The 15252-nt window shown below is 66.8% G+C and carries 13 protein-coding genes, 2 tRNA genes and 1 pseudogene; 5 read left to right on the top strand and 11 right to left on the bottom strand.

Going from position 1 to position 15252, the window contains the following annotated elements:
• Positions 1-50 precede the first annotated feature (50 nt).
• The 4 genes and pseudogenes from BUE16_RS09470 to BUE16_RS09455 all read right to left on the bottom strand — a co-directional run.
• The gene (locus tag BUE16_RS09470) at positions 51-335 is read right to left on the bottom strand and encodes a DUF7854 family protein (protein WP_073308969.1); all 285 of its coding nucleotides are present in this window, start codon (positions 333-335) and stop codon (positions 51-53) included.
• Between the two features lie 6 nt (positions 336-341).
• The gene (locus tag BUE16_RS09465) at positions 342-4559 is read right to left on the bottom strand and encodes an LAGLIDADG family homing endonuclease (protein ID WP_073308967.1); all 4218 of its coding nucleotides are present in this window, start codon (positions 4557-4559) and stop codon (positions 342-344) included.
• 112 nt (positions 4560-4671) lie between these two features.
• Positions 4672-4744, bottom strand: a tRNA-Pro gene (locus tag BUE16_RS09460).
• A 63-nt stretch (positions 4745-4807) separates the two neighbouring features.
• Positions 4808-5470, bottom strand: a pseudogene (locus BUE16_RS09455) (SLC13 family permease); the annotation flags it as partial.
• A gap of 183 nt (positions 5471-5653) precedes the next feature.
• Here BUE16_RS09455 and BUE16_RS09450 point away from each other — a divergent pair.
• A complete protein-coding gene (locus BUE16_RS09450; RefSeq protein WP_073308965.1) occupies positions 5654-6253 on the top strand; it encodes a DUF5789 family protein in 600 nt (199 codons plus the stop codon).
• A 48-nt stretch (positions 6254-6301) separates the two neighbouring features.
• On the opposite strand, the gene BUE16_RS09445 is transcribed toward BUE16_RS09450, so the two are convergent.
• Positions 6302-6724, bottom strand: coding sequence for a DUF7539 family protein (locus BUE16_RS09445; RefSeq protein WP_073308963.1), 423 nt, complete (start codon positions 6722-6724; stop codon positions 6302-6304).
• 135 nt (positions 6725-6859) lie between these two features.
• On the opposite strand from BUE16_RS09445, the gene BUE16_RS09440 reads away from it, so the two are divergent.
• Positions 6860-7717 (top strand): hypothetical protein, encoded by an 858-nt coding sequence (locus tag BUE16_RS09440; protein ID WP_143165401.1) that lies wholly within the window; start codon positions 6860-6862, stop codon positions 7715-7717.
• Between the two features lie 7 nt (positions 7718-7724).
• On the opposite strand, the gene BUE16_RS09435 is transcribed toward BUE16_RS09440, so the two are convergent.
• Both BUE16_RS09435 and BUE16_RS09430 read right to left on the bottom strand, forming a co-directional pair.
• Positions 7725-9767, bottom strand: a complete 2043-nt coding sequence (locus tag BUE16_RS09435) for a DEAD/DEAH box helicase (protein ID WP_073308959.1) — start codon at positions 9765-9767, stop codon at positions 7725-7727.
• 142 nt (positions 9768-9909) lie between these two features.
• Entirely contained in the window at positions 9910-10314 is a 405-nt protein-coding gene (locus BUE16_RS09430; protein ID WP_073308957.1) for a cupin domain-containing protein, read from the bottom strand.
• A 74-nt stretch (positions 10315-10388) separates the two neighbouring features.
• Between BUE16_RS09430 and BUE16_RS09425 the strand changes: the two genes are divergently transcribed.
• The gene (locus BUE16_RS09425; RefSeq protein WP_073308955.1) at positions 10389-11576 is read left to right on the top strand and encodes a CBS domain-containing protein; all 1188 of its coding nucleotides are present in this window, start codon (positions 10389-10391) and stop codon (positions 11574-11576) included.
• A gap of 189 nt (positions 11577-11765) precedes the next feature.
• On the opposite strand, the gene BUE16_RS09420 is transcribed toward BUE16_RS09425, so the two are convergent.
• Positions 11766-11838, bottom strand: a tRNA-His gene (locus BUE16_RS09420).
• A 209-nt stretch (positions 11839-12047) separates the two neighbouring features.
• Between BUE16_RS09420 and BUE16_RS09415 the strand changes: the two genes are divergently transcribed.
• Together BUE16_RS09415 and BUE16_RS09410 are read left to right on the top strand one after the other, a co-directional pair.
• Positions 12048-12503, top strand: a complete 456-nt coding sequence (locus BUE16_RS09415) for a DUF5814 domain-containing protein (protein WP_073308954.1) — start codon at positions 12048-12050, stop codon at positions 12501-12503.
• A 224-nt stretch (positions 12504-12727) separates the two neighbouring features.
• Complete coding sequence (locus BUE16_RS09410; RefSeq protein WP_073308951.1) at positions 12728-13006, top strand: HalOD1 output domain-containing protein; 279 nt, start codon at positions 12728-12730, stop codon at positions 13004-13006.
• Between the two features lie 24 nt (positions 13007-13030).
• On the opposite strand, the gene BUE16_RS09405 is transcribed toward BUE16_RS09410, so the two are convergent.
• The 3 genes from BUE16_RS09405 to BUE16_RS09395 all read right to left on the bottom strand — a co-directional run bounded on the left by BUE16_RS09405 (position 13031) and on the right by BUE16_RS09395 (position 15090).
• Positions 13031-13450 (bottom strand): ribbon-helix-helix protein, CopG family, encoded by a 420-nt coding sequence (locus tag BUE16_RS09405; RefSeq protein ID WP_073308949.1) that lies wholly within the window; start codon positions 13448-13450, stop codon positions 13031-13033.
• A 96-nt stretch (positions 13451-13546) separates the two neighbouring features.
• Positions 13547-14152, bottom strand: a complete 606-nt coding sequence (locus BUE16_RS09400) for an RPA family protein (protein WP_073308947.1) — start codon at positions 14150-14152, stop codon at positions 13547-13549.
• Entirely contained in the window at positions 14152-15090 is a 939-nt protein-coding gene (locus BUE16_RS09395; protein ID WP_073308945.1) for a replication factor A, read from the bottom strand. The genes BUE16_RS09400 and BUE16_RS09395 overlap by 1 nt, the downstream gene beginning before the upstream one ends.
• Between the last annotated feature and the right edge of the window lie 162 nt (positions 15091-15252).

Below are 15252 nucleotides of genomic sequence, written 5' to 3'. Positions count from 1 at the left end.
TTTCAATATAAACGTACTGAGCCGCGTATCGAAGTCGAGACCGCCGCCGCTTACAGCGGTTCGACCGTCACGTCGGTCGCGTCCACCGCGTCGCCGGCGTCCGCGAGGAGGACAGCCTGCTCGCGCGCCTCGGCGGGAGTTCCGGCGACGACAACGCGGCCTTCACCCGGACCGTCGACGACGCGGTACGCGCGGCGGTCCTCGCTGTCGAACTCCGTCGCGTACGTCCGGAGGACGGTGGCGACGCGACGCTCGGTGTCGGCGAGATCCGCCTCGCCGTCCTCGAACGCGCGGATGGCGTCCTCGACGTTCCGGAGGGCTGAGATTCGGTCCATCGGCGGTTACGTCGTCCGCACGTAGCCGGACTGCGGCTCGTAGATCTCCCCGCGCGTCCGGAGCTTCTCCAGTTCCTGCTCGGCCTTGCCGGCGTCCATCCCGACCTCGTCGGCGCGCTCGACGATCGCGTCGACCGGTGCGCCCGGTTCGTTCTCGTACTCCTCGGCGAGGGTCTGGATGAGCTCCTTGATGTTCTTGATTCGGTCACGCTGGCTCTTGCTGGTCCCGGTCTCGACCACGTCCGCGTCGAACTGCCCGGTCTCGGGGTCGACGCCGATGTCCTGGAGACACGAGCGGACGATCTCGATGACGCGGGTGGCGTCCTCCTCCTGGACGGTGTCCGAGAGGCGCACGCGGGCGCTGGCCTCCGAGAGCCGAACGAGCGCCTCCAGCTTCCGGGCGGTGACGGGCACGGGCGCGTCCTCGTCGGCGCCCTTCGACCGGAGGTCGACGTAGAACTCGCGGATCGCCGCCTTCGCCTCGTCGGTCATCGTCGGGTAGCAGTTGCGCTTGGCGTAGGCGATGTACTTGCGCAGCAGTTCCGCGTCGATGACCGGCGCGACTTCCTCCGTCACCTCGTCGACCTCCTCCTGGGTGAAGTTCGAGGTCGCCATCTCGGTGCGCTGGGTGTTCAGCTCGCCCGCGTAGTTCGTCGTCAGAATGTGGTCCGCGAGCTTCGCGTCGTGTTCGGGGTCGGGGCTGTCGGTGACGGTGAAGATGAGGTCGAACCGGGAGATAAGCGCCGGTTCGAGGTCGATCTGCTCGCCGATGGACTCGTACTGGTCGAAGCGGCCGTACTTGGGGTTCGCGGCGCCGAGGAGCGAACAGCGCGACTTGAGCGTCGCGTTGATCCCGGCCTTGGAGATCGAGATAGAGTTGTGGAGCGCCACCCCCGAGCTGACGAACGTGTTCGTCGGCTCGACCGTGACATCGTATACCCACTCCGTCTCGTACTCCCCCGCGTTCGCGACGGATTCGACGTCCGTTACGCGGTAGTACCGGAGGTCGCACCGGTCGGCGAGCGTCTCCGTCCGCCGTTCGGCTTCGACCATCGCCTCGTGAACCGCTGTCGCTGCCCGTTCAGCCAAGTCCTCACGAGTCTCGGAGTCGTATCCGCCCTTCTCGGCGTAGTGGATTCGGCTCGTCGGTACGCCGTCCAACCGTGCCGCGAGTTGGCGCCCCGACCAACCGACCGTCGACCGGATCGATCCGAGGTCGTCCGCATGGTCGATCGTTTCGCGGACGGTCCCGATCCGCTCGTGAAGCGTCTCGATCTCCTCGGAGACGGTTTCGACGCGAACCCCGTACCCTTCATCGAGGTTCTCGCGGAACCGCCCTGTCTTCCCGAGTCCAGTAAGCGTTCGCAGTTCTCGGATCTCCCGGGCAGCGCTCGTCGGCAGTACGTCGTGATGACGCGGAGTCCGTTCGCTCCGGTCGACGAACTCCTCTGCCCGTTCGTGACGGTCGTCCGCCGGGTCGACGACCGCGTCGACGAATCGGTCGGTCGAGTCACCCATCACGTACGTCTTCCACGAGTCCTCCGCGGTGTCGTGATGGATCCGGGAGGCGATCCCGAGCTTCGCGAGCGCGTCGGCGTAGTCGCGAGCCAATCCCTCTGAGGCTGTACAAAAGGACATCGCCTCGCTCTCGACGCCGCCGTCGCCGGCGAACGCTCCGACGAGGAACCGTCGGATCTGCTCCTCGGAGCCGCCGAGGACCCGGGAGGGGATCCGTTTTTCGCGAGCAGTGTGCATGAATTCGGGGAAGTTCTCCTCGAGCCACCGGTAGAGTTTTGTCGACACCCACCGCTGCGTTACTGTTCCCGCAGCGTTCGTCGTGTCGGTACACTCGAACCCGAATACGCGGGACATCAGTTCGTCCATCCGCGCGAGAAGTCGTTCGTCCTGGTTCGAGAACCCGATCTCGTGTGCCGATCCCGCGTACGAATGCCCTTCTGCGGTGAGGAAGCCGAGGATCTCGGCGAGGTCTCCACTCAGTTTCTCCGGGAGGGTAACGTCGCGTTCCTTCCCGACGTGAGGCTCGTCGGTCAAGCTGACCGGTTTGGCGGAGTTCGGGAGTTTCCGTGGTGCCGGAACGAACGCCCCCTCGTCGATGTCTTTCGCTTCGACCGTTCCGACCGCACCGCCATCGTCGACGAACATCGGATGTTCCGGAGTTACGAGCACGTCGCGGCCGTTCGAGAACGTCACACGGACGAACTCCTCGGGTGCCTTGTGTCTGCTTACTCGATCGATCGGGAGCTTCGTCGTCTCGTTCGTCTCGAAGTCGACGGAGTGAACGCGAGCGTCCTCGATCGGAAGGATCTCACAGTCGACACCCGCTACCACGTCGTCCGAGCGCGCAGCCATTCGCTCGTCCACGAACTCGCCGATCCGAACACGTCGGCCATCCGCGAGGAACACCTCCGATCTCGGGTGATATGACTGCTGTTCGAGCGCTTCGTGCATTGCCGACCGGTCGTTCGAATCCATTTTATCCAGCTCGTCGACGGCGGCGATCCCCTTGTCGGCGAGTACGAGCGCACCGGCCTCCAACGTCCACTGCTGGCCGTCGCCGAAATCATCGCGAACAGCTGCAGCAGTAAGCCCTGCAGCGGAGCTACCCTTCCCCGACGTGTAGACCGATCGCGGAGCGATGTTCTGAACGTACGACAGCATCTGCGAGTTGTGCGAGACGATCCCGTTCGAGACGTAGCTGTGCGTACCATCGACTTCGAGGTCGTACACCCACTCAGCAGCTGGTTCGACGTGCTCGATCGACTCGACCCGTTCCCACGTTCGCCTGAGCGACGTGGATCGGGATGCCGACTCCGACGAACGAACAGCAGCCGCTCCACCGTCGGTCAGCGGCCCCGACACGGCAGCGATCGTCGTTCCTTCGGAGAGTTCGTCGGCACGAACTGCGTGTTGGCTCTCGCCTGCTCGGACGAACAGCGGATGCGACGGCGTCACCTGCAGTTCCCGCCCGCTATTTGTCCGGATCCGTAGCATTTCTTCGGGCGCCTCCCGCTTCCAGACTTTCGTTGCCTGCCGCGACTCGATCTCACCGTTCGCCCCGAGCGATGGGACCGCGAAGTCGGCGCCGTCCCAGACCCCGTCGTCCACCGGTTTCGGATTGTCGAGGTTCGACTCAACCAGTTCCCGGATCGGTACGTCGCGACCGTCGTCGAGCGTGACCCGTGTATCCCCGTCGACACACTTCCCTGTACCTGGGTCTCCGATCAGCAGCATGTGCAGGTCGCCGCGGATGCGCGACCCGTCCGGGAGATGCTTCGTGACCCCCGAGAACAGTTGGAGGATCATCGAGAGCTTCTCCTGGTCGTACCCGTAGATGGAGGGCGCGACGGAGGCAACCATCTCCTCGTAGATGTTCTCATGCGTCGAGAGTTCGAGGATCTCCTGTTTGTCCTCGTCGGTGATGTCCATGTCCTCAAACTCCTCGTCCTCGATGACGACCGAGACGCCCTCCATGTACGGGTCGAACACCGTCGTCTTCTCCTGCCCGCTCGTCACCTGCTCCATCTCCAGGCGACCGACGACGGTCACGTGGTCGCCGGGGGTCACCTGCCCGCAGACATCGTCCTCCAAGTTCACGTCGATGCTCTGTGGGGTCTCGCCGCCGCGGAGACCCTCAGGCGACTCCTGCACGCGGAGCTGCTGGGAGTCGATGAACTTCGACTCGTTGTTGTTGACGCGGAACGGCCCCTGTCGCTCACAGCCCTGGCACTCGTGGGGCTCCTGGAAGCCGGAGTCGTTCTGCGGGATGTAGGTCATCGTCCCGCAGCGCTGGCACTCGAAGGCCGCCTCGGTGATCTTCGGGCGCACGTCGGTCGCCTTGCGGACGATGCCCTGCACGGCGACCATCGATCCGATGTGGTCGTCGCTGACGCGGACGCCGCGGATGTCGATCGTGTTCTCGCGCGGGAGGTTCCGGAGGCGGACGTGCGCCTGTCCCAGCGAGATGTCGACGGGGAGGTCGTAGGTGCGCAGCGCCTCCTCGGCGACCTCCTGCATCTCGCCCGGCCGGTTGAGGTATCGTTCGGCGAGATCCGGGTCGAACGTGTACAGGTCGTCGTACTCGACGTACAGCGACCGCTGTTCCTTCGGGTAGTTCTGGGCGAGGCGGGCGATCTCGTCGGCGTAGTAGGTCCGGTAAAAACTGAGGAACGCGTCGACATCTTGCCCCTCGGAGACCTGACTCATTGCACTGAGGTAGCCACCTCATCGGGTAAGAACTGTCGCCTCTCGGTGGAAGTAGTGAGACCCCCCGGCGGGCCGGGAGAGAACGGGCCACGGGGAGCGTTCGCGACGTGAGTGGGACCGCCCGGATTTGAACCGGGGTCACGGGCACCCAAGGCCCGAAGTATACCAGGCTAACCCACGGTCCCGTACTACCGTCTTTCTCGCGGACCCGAATAAACCGTTCCGTTCGCCTCGCCCTCGGGACCGGGTCACATTCCCAGTCCGAACACGACCGGGATCCCCAGCGTCGTCACGACCGCGAAGATCGCCTGCAGCGGCGCCCCAACGCGCACGTAGTCGGAGAACTTGTAGCCGCCGGGGCCGTAGACGAACAGGTTCGTCTGGTAGCCGACGGGCGTCATGAACGCCGTCGACGCCGCGAACATGACGGCCATCGCGAACGCGAGCGGGTTCGCGCCGAGCGCGGCGGCGACCTGCAGGGCGACCGGGATCATGAGCACGACGCTGGCGTTGTTCGAGATGACGGTCGTGAGCAGCGCCGTCACCACGTAGAACGACCCCAGCAGCGCCAGCGGCGGGAGCAGGGCGGCACTCGCGACGATCGCGTCCGCCAGCAGGCCCGCGGTGCCGGAGGTCTGCATGGCGATGCCGAGCGGAATGACGCCCGCGAGCAGGAAAATCACGTCCCACTCGACGGCCTCGTACACCTCTCCGGGCTTCAGACAGCCCGTGACGACCATCGCGAGCGACCCCGCGAGCGCCGAGACGACGATGGGGAGGAGGTCTGCGGCGGCGAGCCCGATCGCGAGCGCGACGATCGCGACGGCGACGGGGGTCTTCGACCCGCGGTAGTCGTGGCGTTCGATCTCCTGAGCGAGGATGAGGTTCCGGTTCGCGTCGAGCCCCTCGACATCGAGCAACTCGACGAGAGTCGCGCGGTCGGTCCGCACGGCGAACAGGTCGCCCGCCTGGATCTCATAGTCAAAAAAGGGTACGGGAACGGAACGACGTTCGGCCGGCGGGCCGCTCGCCCGCGTTCACGCGCCGCCGGAACCGTCCGCGGGGTTATCGCGCCAGAGCGGCTACTTTCTGGGATGGCAGACGACAAGCGAGGACGGGACAAGCAGGCGCACGATTCGGAGGATCGCCGGCGGGAGCGCGACCTGGCGACGGAACTGGACCACGGGGACGAGTCGGAGCCACCGGTCGAGTCCGAGTCGCTCGACGACATCGAGGCGGACCTGGGGTCGGTGTCGTTCCCCGCGACCGGGGCCACAGTCGTCGCGACGGTCGGCGACCGGACCCTCCATGCGGCCGACCGGACCGACACCGTCAAGGAGTTGATCCCGCGGACGGACGCCGAGACGTTCGAGTCGCCCGCGGCGGTCCGGGTGCGCGTCCACCGGCCGACGGTCGCCGCGGCCATGAAGCGGATCGCAGAGGCCGCCGCCGCGCTCCCGGACGCGGAGGTGGAGGGGTCACAGCGGGACGGGTACGAGCGCACGCTCCGGGAGCTTGCTGCGATCGACGCGGTCGACGAAGACGAGGGGATCCGGGTCATCGCCGACTGGGTCGTCGAACAGATCCGCGAGGACCGCAAGCTCCCCGGCTCCCGGGCGGTCCGGCGAGAAGCGGCCACGTACTGTCGGGCGAACGGCTACGAGGTCCGGAACGACGAGTGGCTCGGCGTCTAACGGGGACGCAGCGTCTCCTTCGGTCCCGCTCGCGTCCGCGACCGGGCGTCAGTCCCGGCCGAGGTACTCGTCGAGTTCCGCCTCGATGCGTTCCGTGACGCGCTCGGCGTACGTCCACAGCGCCGCGTTGATCCGCTCTTCGGTCTCGTCGTCGAGGTCGTCCACGCCGCGCAGCACCGAGTCGCGTGTCACCTGCGGGTGGTAGACGCAGACGACGCCCAGCGAGTCGTCCGACCCCGAGGCGCCGGCGGAGTGGATCCCGTACTGGTCGGTCCCCCACACGCCCTCCCCACCGTGGCGCTCCAGCAGCGAGTCGACCTCGTCGAGCAACCGGAGCTCCTCCTCGGAGAGGATCGGGTCCTCCCCCTCGAAGAACTCCGCGTACGCCTCGCGTCGGGCGGTGGTTGTCCAGCTATCGAGCCGGGATCGGACCTCGATCACGAGTTGACGGTCGGCGGCTGACTCGTCCATACCTAACTGACGATCCCACGGGCAATGAATTGGTGCACAGGTTGGCGCTCGGGACGAAGCGGGAGCGAGCGAAGAGCGAAATCGACCCGCTTCGGCCCCACGAAGTATTTATTCTACGAGGCTGCACGTCGCCCCGTGTCGCCGCCCTCCACGTCACGACGGGGACTGATCGCGGCCCTGGGAGCAGTGCCGGCCCTCGGATCGCTGGCAGGCTGTGTCGCCGGGAGCGGTTCCGGGACCGAGGAACGAACCGAGTCGCCTGCGGGTGACAGCGCTACACACACCTCCGCGACCGAGTCGGACGAACCCGATCGACCGGCCGCCGTCGAAGCGGTGTCGGTGGCGGACTTCGTCATCTACCCGCTCTCGGGAGTCCACCCGCACGTCCACCGCCGGTCGGGGACGCAGTACGTCGTCGTGGCCCTGATCACGTCGCTGTCGGGCCGGACGCTCCGGGACCGACTGACGGTCGAAGTAGACGGCGAGCCAGTCCACCTGGCGGCACACCAGCCGGTGCCGTGGGAGACAGAGGCGGCCCGGGTGGCGCTCGCCGTCCCGAAAGACGCGACTCACGAGGGAGGTCGCGTGCTGTTCGACGGAGCGGTGGTGCACGACCTGTCGACAGCGGTGATCAGACGGCTGAACGCGCCGCCGGTGTTCGAGGTCGGCGAGCCGTCGATCTCCCCGACGGGGGTCGAGGCGGGCGAACAGACCACCGCAGTCGCCCAGTTCGGACTGCGGAACGTTGGCGAGGGACGCGGCACCTTCGGTGCGAGTCTCACGGGGAACTACGTCTCCGGGTCAGCGACCGTCACCGAATCGCTCGATCCCGGCGCGGAGACGACCGTATCGGTGTCGACGCCGGTCGTCGGCGACGGGGACGCCGCGGCGGTGACACTCGACTGGGGGGCCGACTGGCGGTCGTTCGAGATTCCGGTCGTTGAGACGACGGCCGACGGCGAGACCGCGACGCCGACGCCGGCCCCTCGATAGCGACCCGTTACAGCTCCTCGTCGGCCAGTTCCATGTCCGCGACGATCTCGTAGGGGTGGTGGTCCTTTCGGATCCCGTCGAGGATGCGGAACGCGTCGTCGGGGGCGAGGAAGTGCTCGGTGACCGCCCGGCCCAGCGGTGTCGGCGACAGGCCGTCGATGAACTCCCACTCCAGCAGCTTGCCGATGGCGTGGGTGGTGGGGACCTCGCCGATCATCCGGTCGTTCAGCTTCTTGGCGTGCGTGCCCGCGACGACGACGTTCGCGAGCGTCTCCTCGGCGGCGGAGGTCGTGTCGTACACCGTCGTCACGTCCTCCATCTCGCCTTTCAGGAGCTTGAACGCGGTCTCGTCTTCGGTCCCCTCCATCGAGGAGTGATAGCTGGCGTCCGGTTCGACGAGCACGTACACTTTCCCCTCGTCGTGGTAGTCGGGGCGGCCCGCCCGGCCGAGCATCTGCTCGAACTCCTGCACTGAGAGCCACTCGATCCCCATCGCGAGCGTGTCGAAGATCACCTGCGAGGCGGGGAAGTCGACGCCCGCGGCGAGCGCTGCGGTGGTGACGACGGCCGCGAGTTCCTGGTTCCCGAACTTGCGCTCGACGGTCTTGCGGCGCTTGTAGTCGAGGCCGGCGTGGTATGGCGCGGAGTCGTACTCCAGCTTCCGGGATATCTCGTGACAGCGCCTGCGAGAGTTGGTGAAGATGATCGTCTGCCCCCGGTACCCCTTCGACGACTTCGTATCGAACTCGCGTTTGACGAGCTTCTTTTCGATCTCGACTTTCTCACGCTCGTCGGCGAAGGTGACGTGGCGCTCGATGGGCACGGGGCGCTCCTCGAACTCGATGAGCGTCGCGCGGAGGCGCTCGGCGAGGAACTCGGGGTTGCCGACGGTCGCCGAGAGGTACACCCACTGCGCCGAGGAGTTGCGGTTCTCGGAGTAGTGCTTGAGCCGCGAGATCATTCCGTCGAGGCGGTGGCCACGCCCCTCCTCTTTCAGCGTGTGGACCTCGTCGATCACGACGGTGCCGATGTCACCCATGTCCTTGCCGGTGCGCAGCGCGTGGTCGATCCCCTCGTAGGTGCCGACGATCACGTCCGCGTTCGGGTCGAAGCGATTGCCGTCGTCGTTGATCCGGGAGGCGCCAACCCGGATGGTCACGTCGAGCACGTCGCCGTAGCGGTCCTCGAAGTCCTCGTGCTTCTGGTTGGCGAGCGCGACGAGGGGAACGAGAAACAGCAGCTTCCCCGTCCCGTTGAGCGCGTTGTTGACGCCAGCGAGTTCGCCCACGAGCGTCTTCCCGGTCGCCGTCGCGCTCACGACGAGCTGGTCGTCGCCGTCGAACAGGCCGTTCTCGACCGAGAGGCTCTGCACCGGCAGCAGCTCGTCGAAGCGGCCCTCGACGTGTTCTTGAAGCGCGGGGTGGAGGCTCAGTTCGTCCGTCCGGACGGCGTCGATCTCGTCGGTCGTCGCCGAGATGGTGTCGAACTTCGTGAGATCGGGGTCGAGGTTCCCCTGCAGCAGGTTCGTGATGCGGCCCAGGTCCTGTACCTCGAAGAGGAGGTCTTCGAGGCGCTCTTGGGCGTTTCCGGTGAACTGCCCCTTGTAGGAGAGTTCGCGTTCGAGTTCGCGTGTCGCGCAGTCGGGGCAGATCCAGTCGCGGTCGGCCTTCACCGCCGTGTCGGAGGTGATCGGGGAGTAGCGCCCGGCGTTGGCGCAGTAGCGGCAGGTGCGCACCTGCTTGGCGTCGAGTTGGTACGCCGAGAGCATCTCCGTGAGCCGGTCGCGAGCGCGTGCGCCGGTCTGTTCTGAGATGCGGATGCGCCGCGCGCTGCGCGCGAGGTCGACGAACTGGTCCGGCTGGCGGGGCTCCTCGCCGCCCTTCTGTTTGACGCGGAAGCGACGCGGGCGCGGGCCGGCGTCGGCTTCCTTGAGTTCGAGGACGCCCTGAAGGACGCGCGAGTCGTCGCGCTCGACGACGACGGTGAACTCGTCGGCGGCGTCGCGTTCGTGGAGGAACAGGGTGTCGACCTGCGGGAGTTGCTCGGACACGGTGATCGCTTGGTGTGGGGTAGGCGGATGCGGTATTTCAGGGATTCGGCTTCCGTGTGGGGGCGTGCGTCGTGATCGCTGTCGGGGCTGTTGTCGAGCAGTCGACGAGCCGTCGAGGGATCGGACGGGGACGAAGAACGGCCTACTGCTCGTCGATGACGCGGATCGTGTCGTCGCCGTGGGGAACCACACAAATGAACGCAGCCGGCCTGTCGCCGTCGTTGCGGTACCAGTGTGGCACGCCCGCGGGGATGAGCAGCGCGTCGCCCGCCGCCACCGTGTGCTCCTCACCATCGAGCCCCACGGTGTACTCGCCGGCGAGCACGTACTGCTCGTGTTCGACCTCGTTGGTGTGGTTCGGGACGTGCGCGTCGGGCGCGAGTTCGAACCGCCGCATCGCGAAGTGCGGCGCGCCGTCGGCGTCGTCGATGAGCACGCCCTTCGACATTCCCCCGCCCGCGTCGACCTCGCTCATCGCGAGGGCGTCGCCGCGCTTCACCACGGGCTCAGTTGTCGGTCCGTCCGCCGTCGCATCGGTCTCGCTCATGGCTGCCGGTTTCGCGCGGTAGACGATAAAGCTCGGCGACCGGGTTTATACGCCATGGGGAACTACTCCGAGGTATGCGAGGAATCCGTGTCGGACGGGTCGCCGGTATCCCGATCCAGTTGAACTGGACGTTCCTCCTCATCCTCCCGCTGTTCGCGTACCTCATCGGGAGCCAAGTGGGGGAGTTCGCCGGGATCGTTGGCGATACGTTCGGCGTCGCCATCCCCGCGGCCGCGCTGACCGGCGGGAGTCTCCCGTGGGTGCTCGGTACGGCCGCGGCCGTCGGACTGTTTGTCTCCGTTCTCCTCCACGAGTTCGGTCACTCGCTCACCGCGATGCACTACGGCTACGAGATCGAGTCGATCACGCTGTGGCTGTTCGGGGGCGTCGCCTCCTTCGAGGAGATGCCCGAGGACTGGAAACAGGAGTTCACCGTCGCGATCATGGGCCCGGCGGTCTCGGTCGCGCTCGGCATCGTCGCCTACGCCGTGCTCGTCGGCGTTAGCCTTCCGCCGACGGTCGCGTTCGTCGTCGGCTACCTCGCGTTGATGAACCTCGTGCTCGCGGCGTTCAACATGCTGCCCGGCTTCCCCATGGACGGGGGACGGGTCCTCCGCGCGCTGCTGGCCCGCAAGCGCCCCCACGCCCGCGCCACCCAGATCGCCGCCGAGGTCGGGAAGGTGTTCGCGTTCCTGCTCGGGCTGTTCGGCCTGTTCGGCGGCAACTGGCTCACCGTCGGGCTCGCCTTCTTCATCTACATCGCCGCCTCCAGCGAGGCCCAGCAGACCACGATGCGCGCCGCCTTCGAGGGCGTCTCCGTCGACGACATCATGACGCCGCGCGAGAATCTCCACACTGTCTCCCCCGACGACAGCGTCGCCGAGTTGATGGAGCGGATGTTCCGCGAGCGCCACACCGGCTACCCGGTCTTAAAGAACGGAACTCTCGTCGGGATGGTCACCCTCGAGGATGCCCAAGGCGTCCGCGAGGTCGAGCGCGACGCCTACACCGTCGAGGACGTGATGGAAAACGACATCGCGAGCGTGACGCGCGAGGCGGACGCGGTGACGGCACTCGAGACGATGCAACAGCGTAGCGTCGGCCGGCTCGTCGTCGTCGACGGCGACGGGGCGCTGGTCGGCCTCATCTCCAGAACTGACCTCATGACCGCGTTCAACATTATCCAACAGGGCGGGCGTGAGTCACTCGGTATCGGCGGCGACGCCGGCATCCTCCCCGACGTGGGCGGGCGGAGCGTGTGAGCGGCGTGGTCGCTCGCCCCAGTGTCACCCATTCCCGCGGTCGCTTCCCCCGATTCGCTGGGGAACGGGAGTCCTCAAACGGAGGGAACATGAGGGTCGCTCCGATCGCTCCGCGGCTAGCTTGGCCAGCGTTCGTCTGCTGATCGAACCGGAGTCGGCCACGCGTCGACAAGTAAGAAATTTGAAACAGTCCAGGTGCGAGAATTGAACCCGCGTCTCAGCCTCCACAAGGCTGAAGGATAGTCCACTACCCCAACCCGGACACGCACCCGTAGGTAGCCCGGTGTGAGTGAAATACGTTACGACTCCGCGAGTGTGCCTGCGTGGGACACACACGCACTGTGTGACGGCGGTCGAGCGACGACGGACCGCCGGCAAGGCGCTGGGTGATTCACAGCGGATCGGCGGGTGGGTCGCCCCCTCCAGCGACCGTCGCGCTTTTCTCGGCCCCGCGACTACGATCGGGTAGCAGTGGCCATCACGGACAAGATCTATCTAAAGAACCACCGGCAGATCGCCTCCCAGCTCGACGCCAACATCCCGAAGAGCGCGTTCGCCGGGGCGACGCTGGACCTGGTGTTCTCGGGCGACGGGCTCGCCGAACTCGACGAGGCGACCCGCGATCGCGTGTTGGAGTTCGCCGAGGACTTCCTCGACTGCGGCTGCGACGACGCCCCGTACTGCGGGCACCCCGAGCGGAAGTTCGTTCGCTACCTTCTGGAGTTGCGCGCGCAGGGGCTCGGCCCCGACGCCATCGTCGACGTGATGGGCGACGACTACATGCTGTACGCCTACCCCGGCGACGTGCTCTCGTTTCTCGACAGCGCCGTGCGCACGCTGGAGGCGACGGAGTCGCTCGCGGCCGTCGAGGGCGACGAGGAGGCGAGAGAACGGGCGCGCGAGGCGCGGGACGCGCTGGCTCGGTAGGCGGCTGACCGGGCCGTTCCACCGATCCGCGGCCGCAGACCCGAATCCGGACAGCCGACCCGCAGACGGGGCGCGTCGGCGAAAGCGGTCGGAGCCGCTGCCCTGACGAACTCCATGGTAGCGACTTCCTACCGATCGAATCGAAAGACTGCATCGACTTAATGCGCCTAAATTCACATTTGTAAGTCATACATTTTACTCTCGGGAGAGCCATAGCAGTGGGTATGTCCGACGGTGAAACCGGAGACGACGAGCGCGGCGACGAACTCTCGGGGTGGTCCCTTCCCCCGAGCGCCCTCGTCGTCGACCGGGTCGCGGCGGCGGAAGGAACGGAGCCCGTGGACCTTCGGGCGCGCCTGTACGACGTCGTCGATCCGGAGGCGCTCGACAGGATCGTCGAGCGGGGGGCGCCGGAGCTGACGGTGGAGTTCCGGTTCAACGGCTACCGCGTGACCGTCGACGGCGACGGAACCGTCCTCGCGTCCGATGCGGCACGAGAGTAGCCGGGAGCGACCGAGGCGCGCGCGTTACCCGAGCTGGTAGGGCTCGTCGTCGTTGCGCTCGCGGTCCCCGTCGAGTTCCTCTAAGAACACCACGTCCTCGCCGTCGTCCGCTTCGGCCAGCCTGTCCTGCAGGTACGTGACGAACGCCTTGTACTCGTCCAGCTGCTCGCGGAGGTGCTCGGCCTCCAGCTCCAGGCGCTCGTGCTCGCGCACGAAGCTCTTGGGTACCTCCACCGTCGGCGGAAACGACTCGCCGTCGGCGTCGGTCTCCTCCACCCGGTTCTCGGGGACGACCTCTACTTGTCCGTCGTGGGCGACGAGGGTGTCCACGTAGTCGCGGAACACCGCCGACAGCGACAGGTCGCGCTCGTCGGCGATCTCGCGCAGCGCCTCGAAGGCGTCCTCGTTGACGCGGAACGAGACCGTCTTGTTCTTGCTCCCCATTGCCGGCTACTCGCTCGCGCCGCCACTTAATCGTTCGTCAGACGTTCGCACGGCGCTCGCGCCGACCGACCGCGAAAACGGAGGTCTGAGGACGGCTTACGCGGGGGCTTCGCCCTCGCCCTCGAGTTCGTCGGCGTCGTCGAGCGACTGCAGCGCCGCGACGGCGGCGTCGCGGTACTCCTCGACGGGCAGGTCGTACTGCTCGCGGGCCATCCGCGCGTACTCGTTGCCCTCGTCGTCGAACGCTTCGATCCGGTCGAGCGTGCGCGCCGCGGTCTCGGCGACCCAGCGGTCGCGCGTGGCGGCGCCGACGGTCGTGATCGATTCGGGGCGAACGGAGACGTTCACGCTGCCGTCGTCCGTCTCGTAGGTGCGCGGCTTGCCGACGACGGCGACGTACGCGGGCGGCTCCAGTTCCCGGAGGGCGCTGGCAGCCTCGGGCTGGTACTGCCCGGCGTATGTGAAGAACGTGCCCGTCGGGTCGACGATGCGCCCGCGCCAGTACTCGCTGTCCTCGCCGACGTCCTCCTTCTCGGTGAGGGTGCCCACGACGAACACGCGGTTGGCGCGTTCGCCCGTCGGGAGGAGCAGGTACAGCGGCGCCCGCTCGTCGTCGGACTCCTTGAACGTGTAGCTGGCGTCGTTGTACTCGGCCGCGAACACACGGCGTGCGACCTCTCGGGATGGAACGGACTGGCTCATTACAGGGACCTCGCGCGGATCAGCAGCGATTCAGCATCGACCGTGTCGTCGGTGCCGGACAGTTCCTCGAACTCGTCGGCCAGCACGTACCGGCCCAGCGTCGGGCCGCGCACGCGGTAGTAGCGCCCGACAATCCGGTCGGCCATCTCCTCGCCCACGACGGTCGTGTCGAGGGCATCCTGTGCCATCTCCTTGGCCTCGTCGAGACCGATGCCGGTCAGCTCGGCGGTCGCCTCCTCGTTGAAGATGACCTCCTGGACGGCGTCGCCGTCGTCAAGCACCGCCTTGATTCGGAGGTCGAACTCGCCGTCGACCTGGCCGTGCTCGCTGCAGCGGCCGTTCTGCAGGACGCGCGTGCAGTCGTCCTCGGGACAGCGTTTGATGAGGCCCGAGCCCGACTGGATGTCGACGAGGGCGCCTTCGACCTCGTCGCTGTCGTCGCCGACCTCGATCTCCTCGTCGAGTTCGGTGATCGTGGTCGTCCGGTTGAGCTTCACCGAGTAGTTGCCCTGGTACTCGTCGGTGACGACGTTCGAGAGCGCGTAGCTCGTGCCCTCCTCCAGTTCTTCGAGTTCGCTCGTCGAAAAGGAGACGAACTTGATCGTTCCCGATTCGTCGCCGAGCAGGCCCACCTGTGCGATGGAGTCGTGGTTGGGGTCCCACAGGTCGGCCACCTTCACGCGAAGGTCGACCCACTGCTCGTCCTCATCGATGTCGCCGACGAGCGCCTGCTCGGCGCCGCCGGAGCCGATCTCGTCGCGCTCCAGCCCCGCCTCGTCGAGGTAGGAGTTGACGACGCTCCGGCGCGCCTCGTCGACGGGGACGCTGTATTCGTTCACCAGGGACGCGAGGCGCTCCTCGACGTCCTCGACGGTGAGGTCCAGATGGTCTGAAAACTGCTCGTGTATCTCTTCCGCGTGGGTTTGCAGGTCTGCCATGGTTCTCCTGCCTCCGGGTATGTGTTCAGTGGGAGGCGTACGATGATTGGTTCGGGATCGTATTTAGTATTCCGTCACCGCGGTGGAAGTGGAGCCGCGAGACGGCTCGGGGTCGTCAGCCGAGCGGCCGACGCGGCGGATCCGCGACGAGCGTCGCGGCGG

This window comes from Halobaculum gomorrense (genome assembly GCF_900129775.1).
GTDB classification, from domain to species: Archaea; Halobacteriota; Halobacteria; order Halobacteriales; family Haloferacaceae; genus Halobaculum; species Halobaculum gomorrense.
This window is presented reverse-complemented; position numbering and strand designations above follow the sequence as displayed.

Bases quoted from the DNA above. Each gene is read 5' to 3' on its own strand.
- BUE16_RS09470 (WP_073308969.1), bottom strand. From the start codon at position 335: ATGGACCGAATCTCAGCCCTCCGGAACGTCGAGGACGCCATCCGCGCG.
- BUE16_RS09465 (WP_073308967.1), bottom strand. From the start codon at position 4,559: ATGAGTCAGGTCTCCGAGGGGCAAGATGTCGACGCGTTCCTCAGTTTT.
- BUE16_RS09450 (WP_073308965.1), top strand. From the start codon at position 5,654: ATGGCAGACGACAAGCGAGGACGGGACAAGCAGGCGCACGATTCGGAG.
- BUE16_RS09445 (WP_073308963.1), bottom strand. From the start codon at position 6,724: ATGGACGAGTCAGCCGCCGACCGTCAACTCGTGATCGAGGTCCGATCC.
- BUE16_RS09430 (WP_073308957.1), bottom strand. From the start codon at position 10,314: ATGAGCGAGACCGATGCGACGGCGGACGGACCGACAACTGAGCCCGTG.
- BUE16_RS09425 (WP_073308955.1), top strand. From the start codon at position 10,389: ATGCGAGGAATCCGTGTCGGACGGGTCGCCGGTATCCCGATCCAGTTG.
- BUE16_RS09410 (WP_073308951.1), top strand. From the start codon at position 12,728: ATGTCCGACGGTGAAACCGGAGACGACGAGCGCGGCGACGAACTCTCG.
- BUE16_RS09405 (WP_073308949.1), bottom strand. From the start codon at position 13,450: ATGGGGAGCAAGAACAAGACGGTCTCGTTCCGCGTCAACGAGGACGCC.
- BUE16_RS09400 (WP_073308947.1), bottom strand. From the start codon at position 14,152: ATGAGCCAGTCCGTTCCATCCCGAGAGGTCGCACGCCGTGTGTTCGCG.
- BUE16_RS09395 (WP_073308945.1), bottom strand. From the start codon at position 15,090: ATGGCAGACCTGCAAACCCACGCGGAAGAGATACACGAGCAGTTTTCA.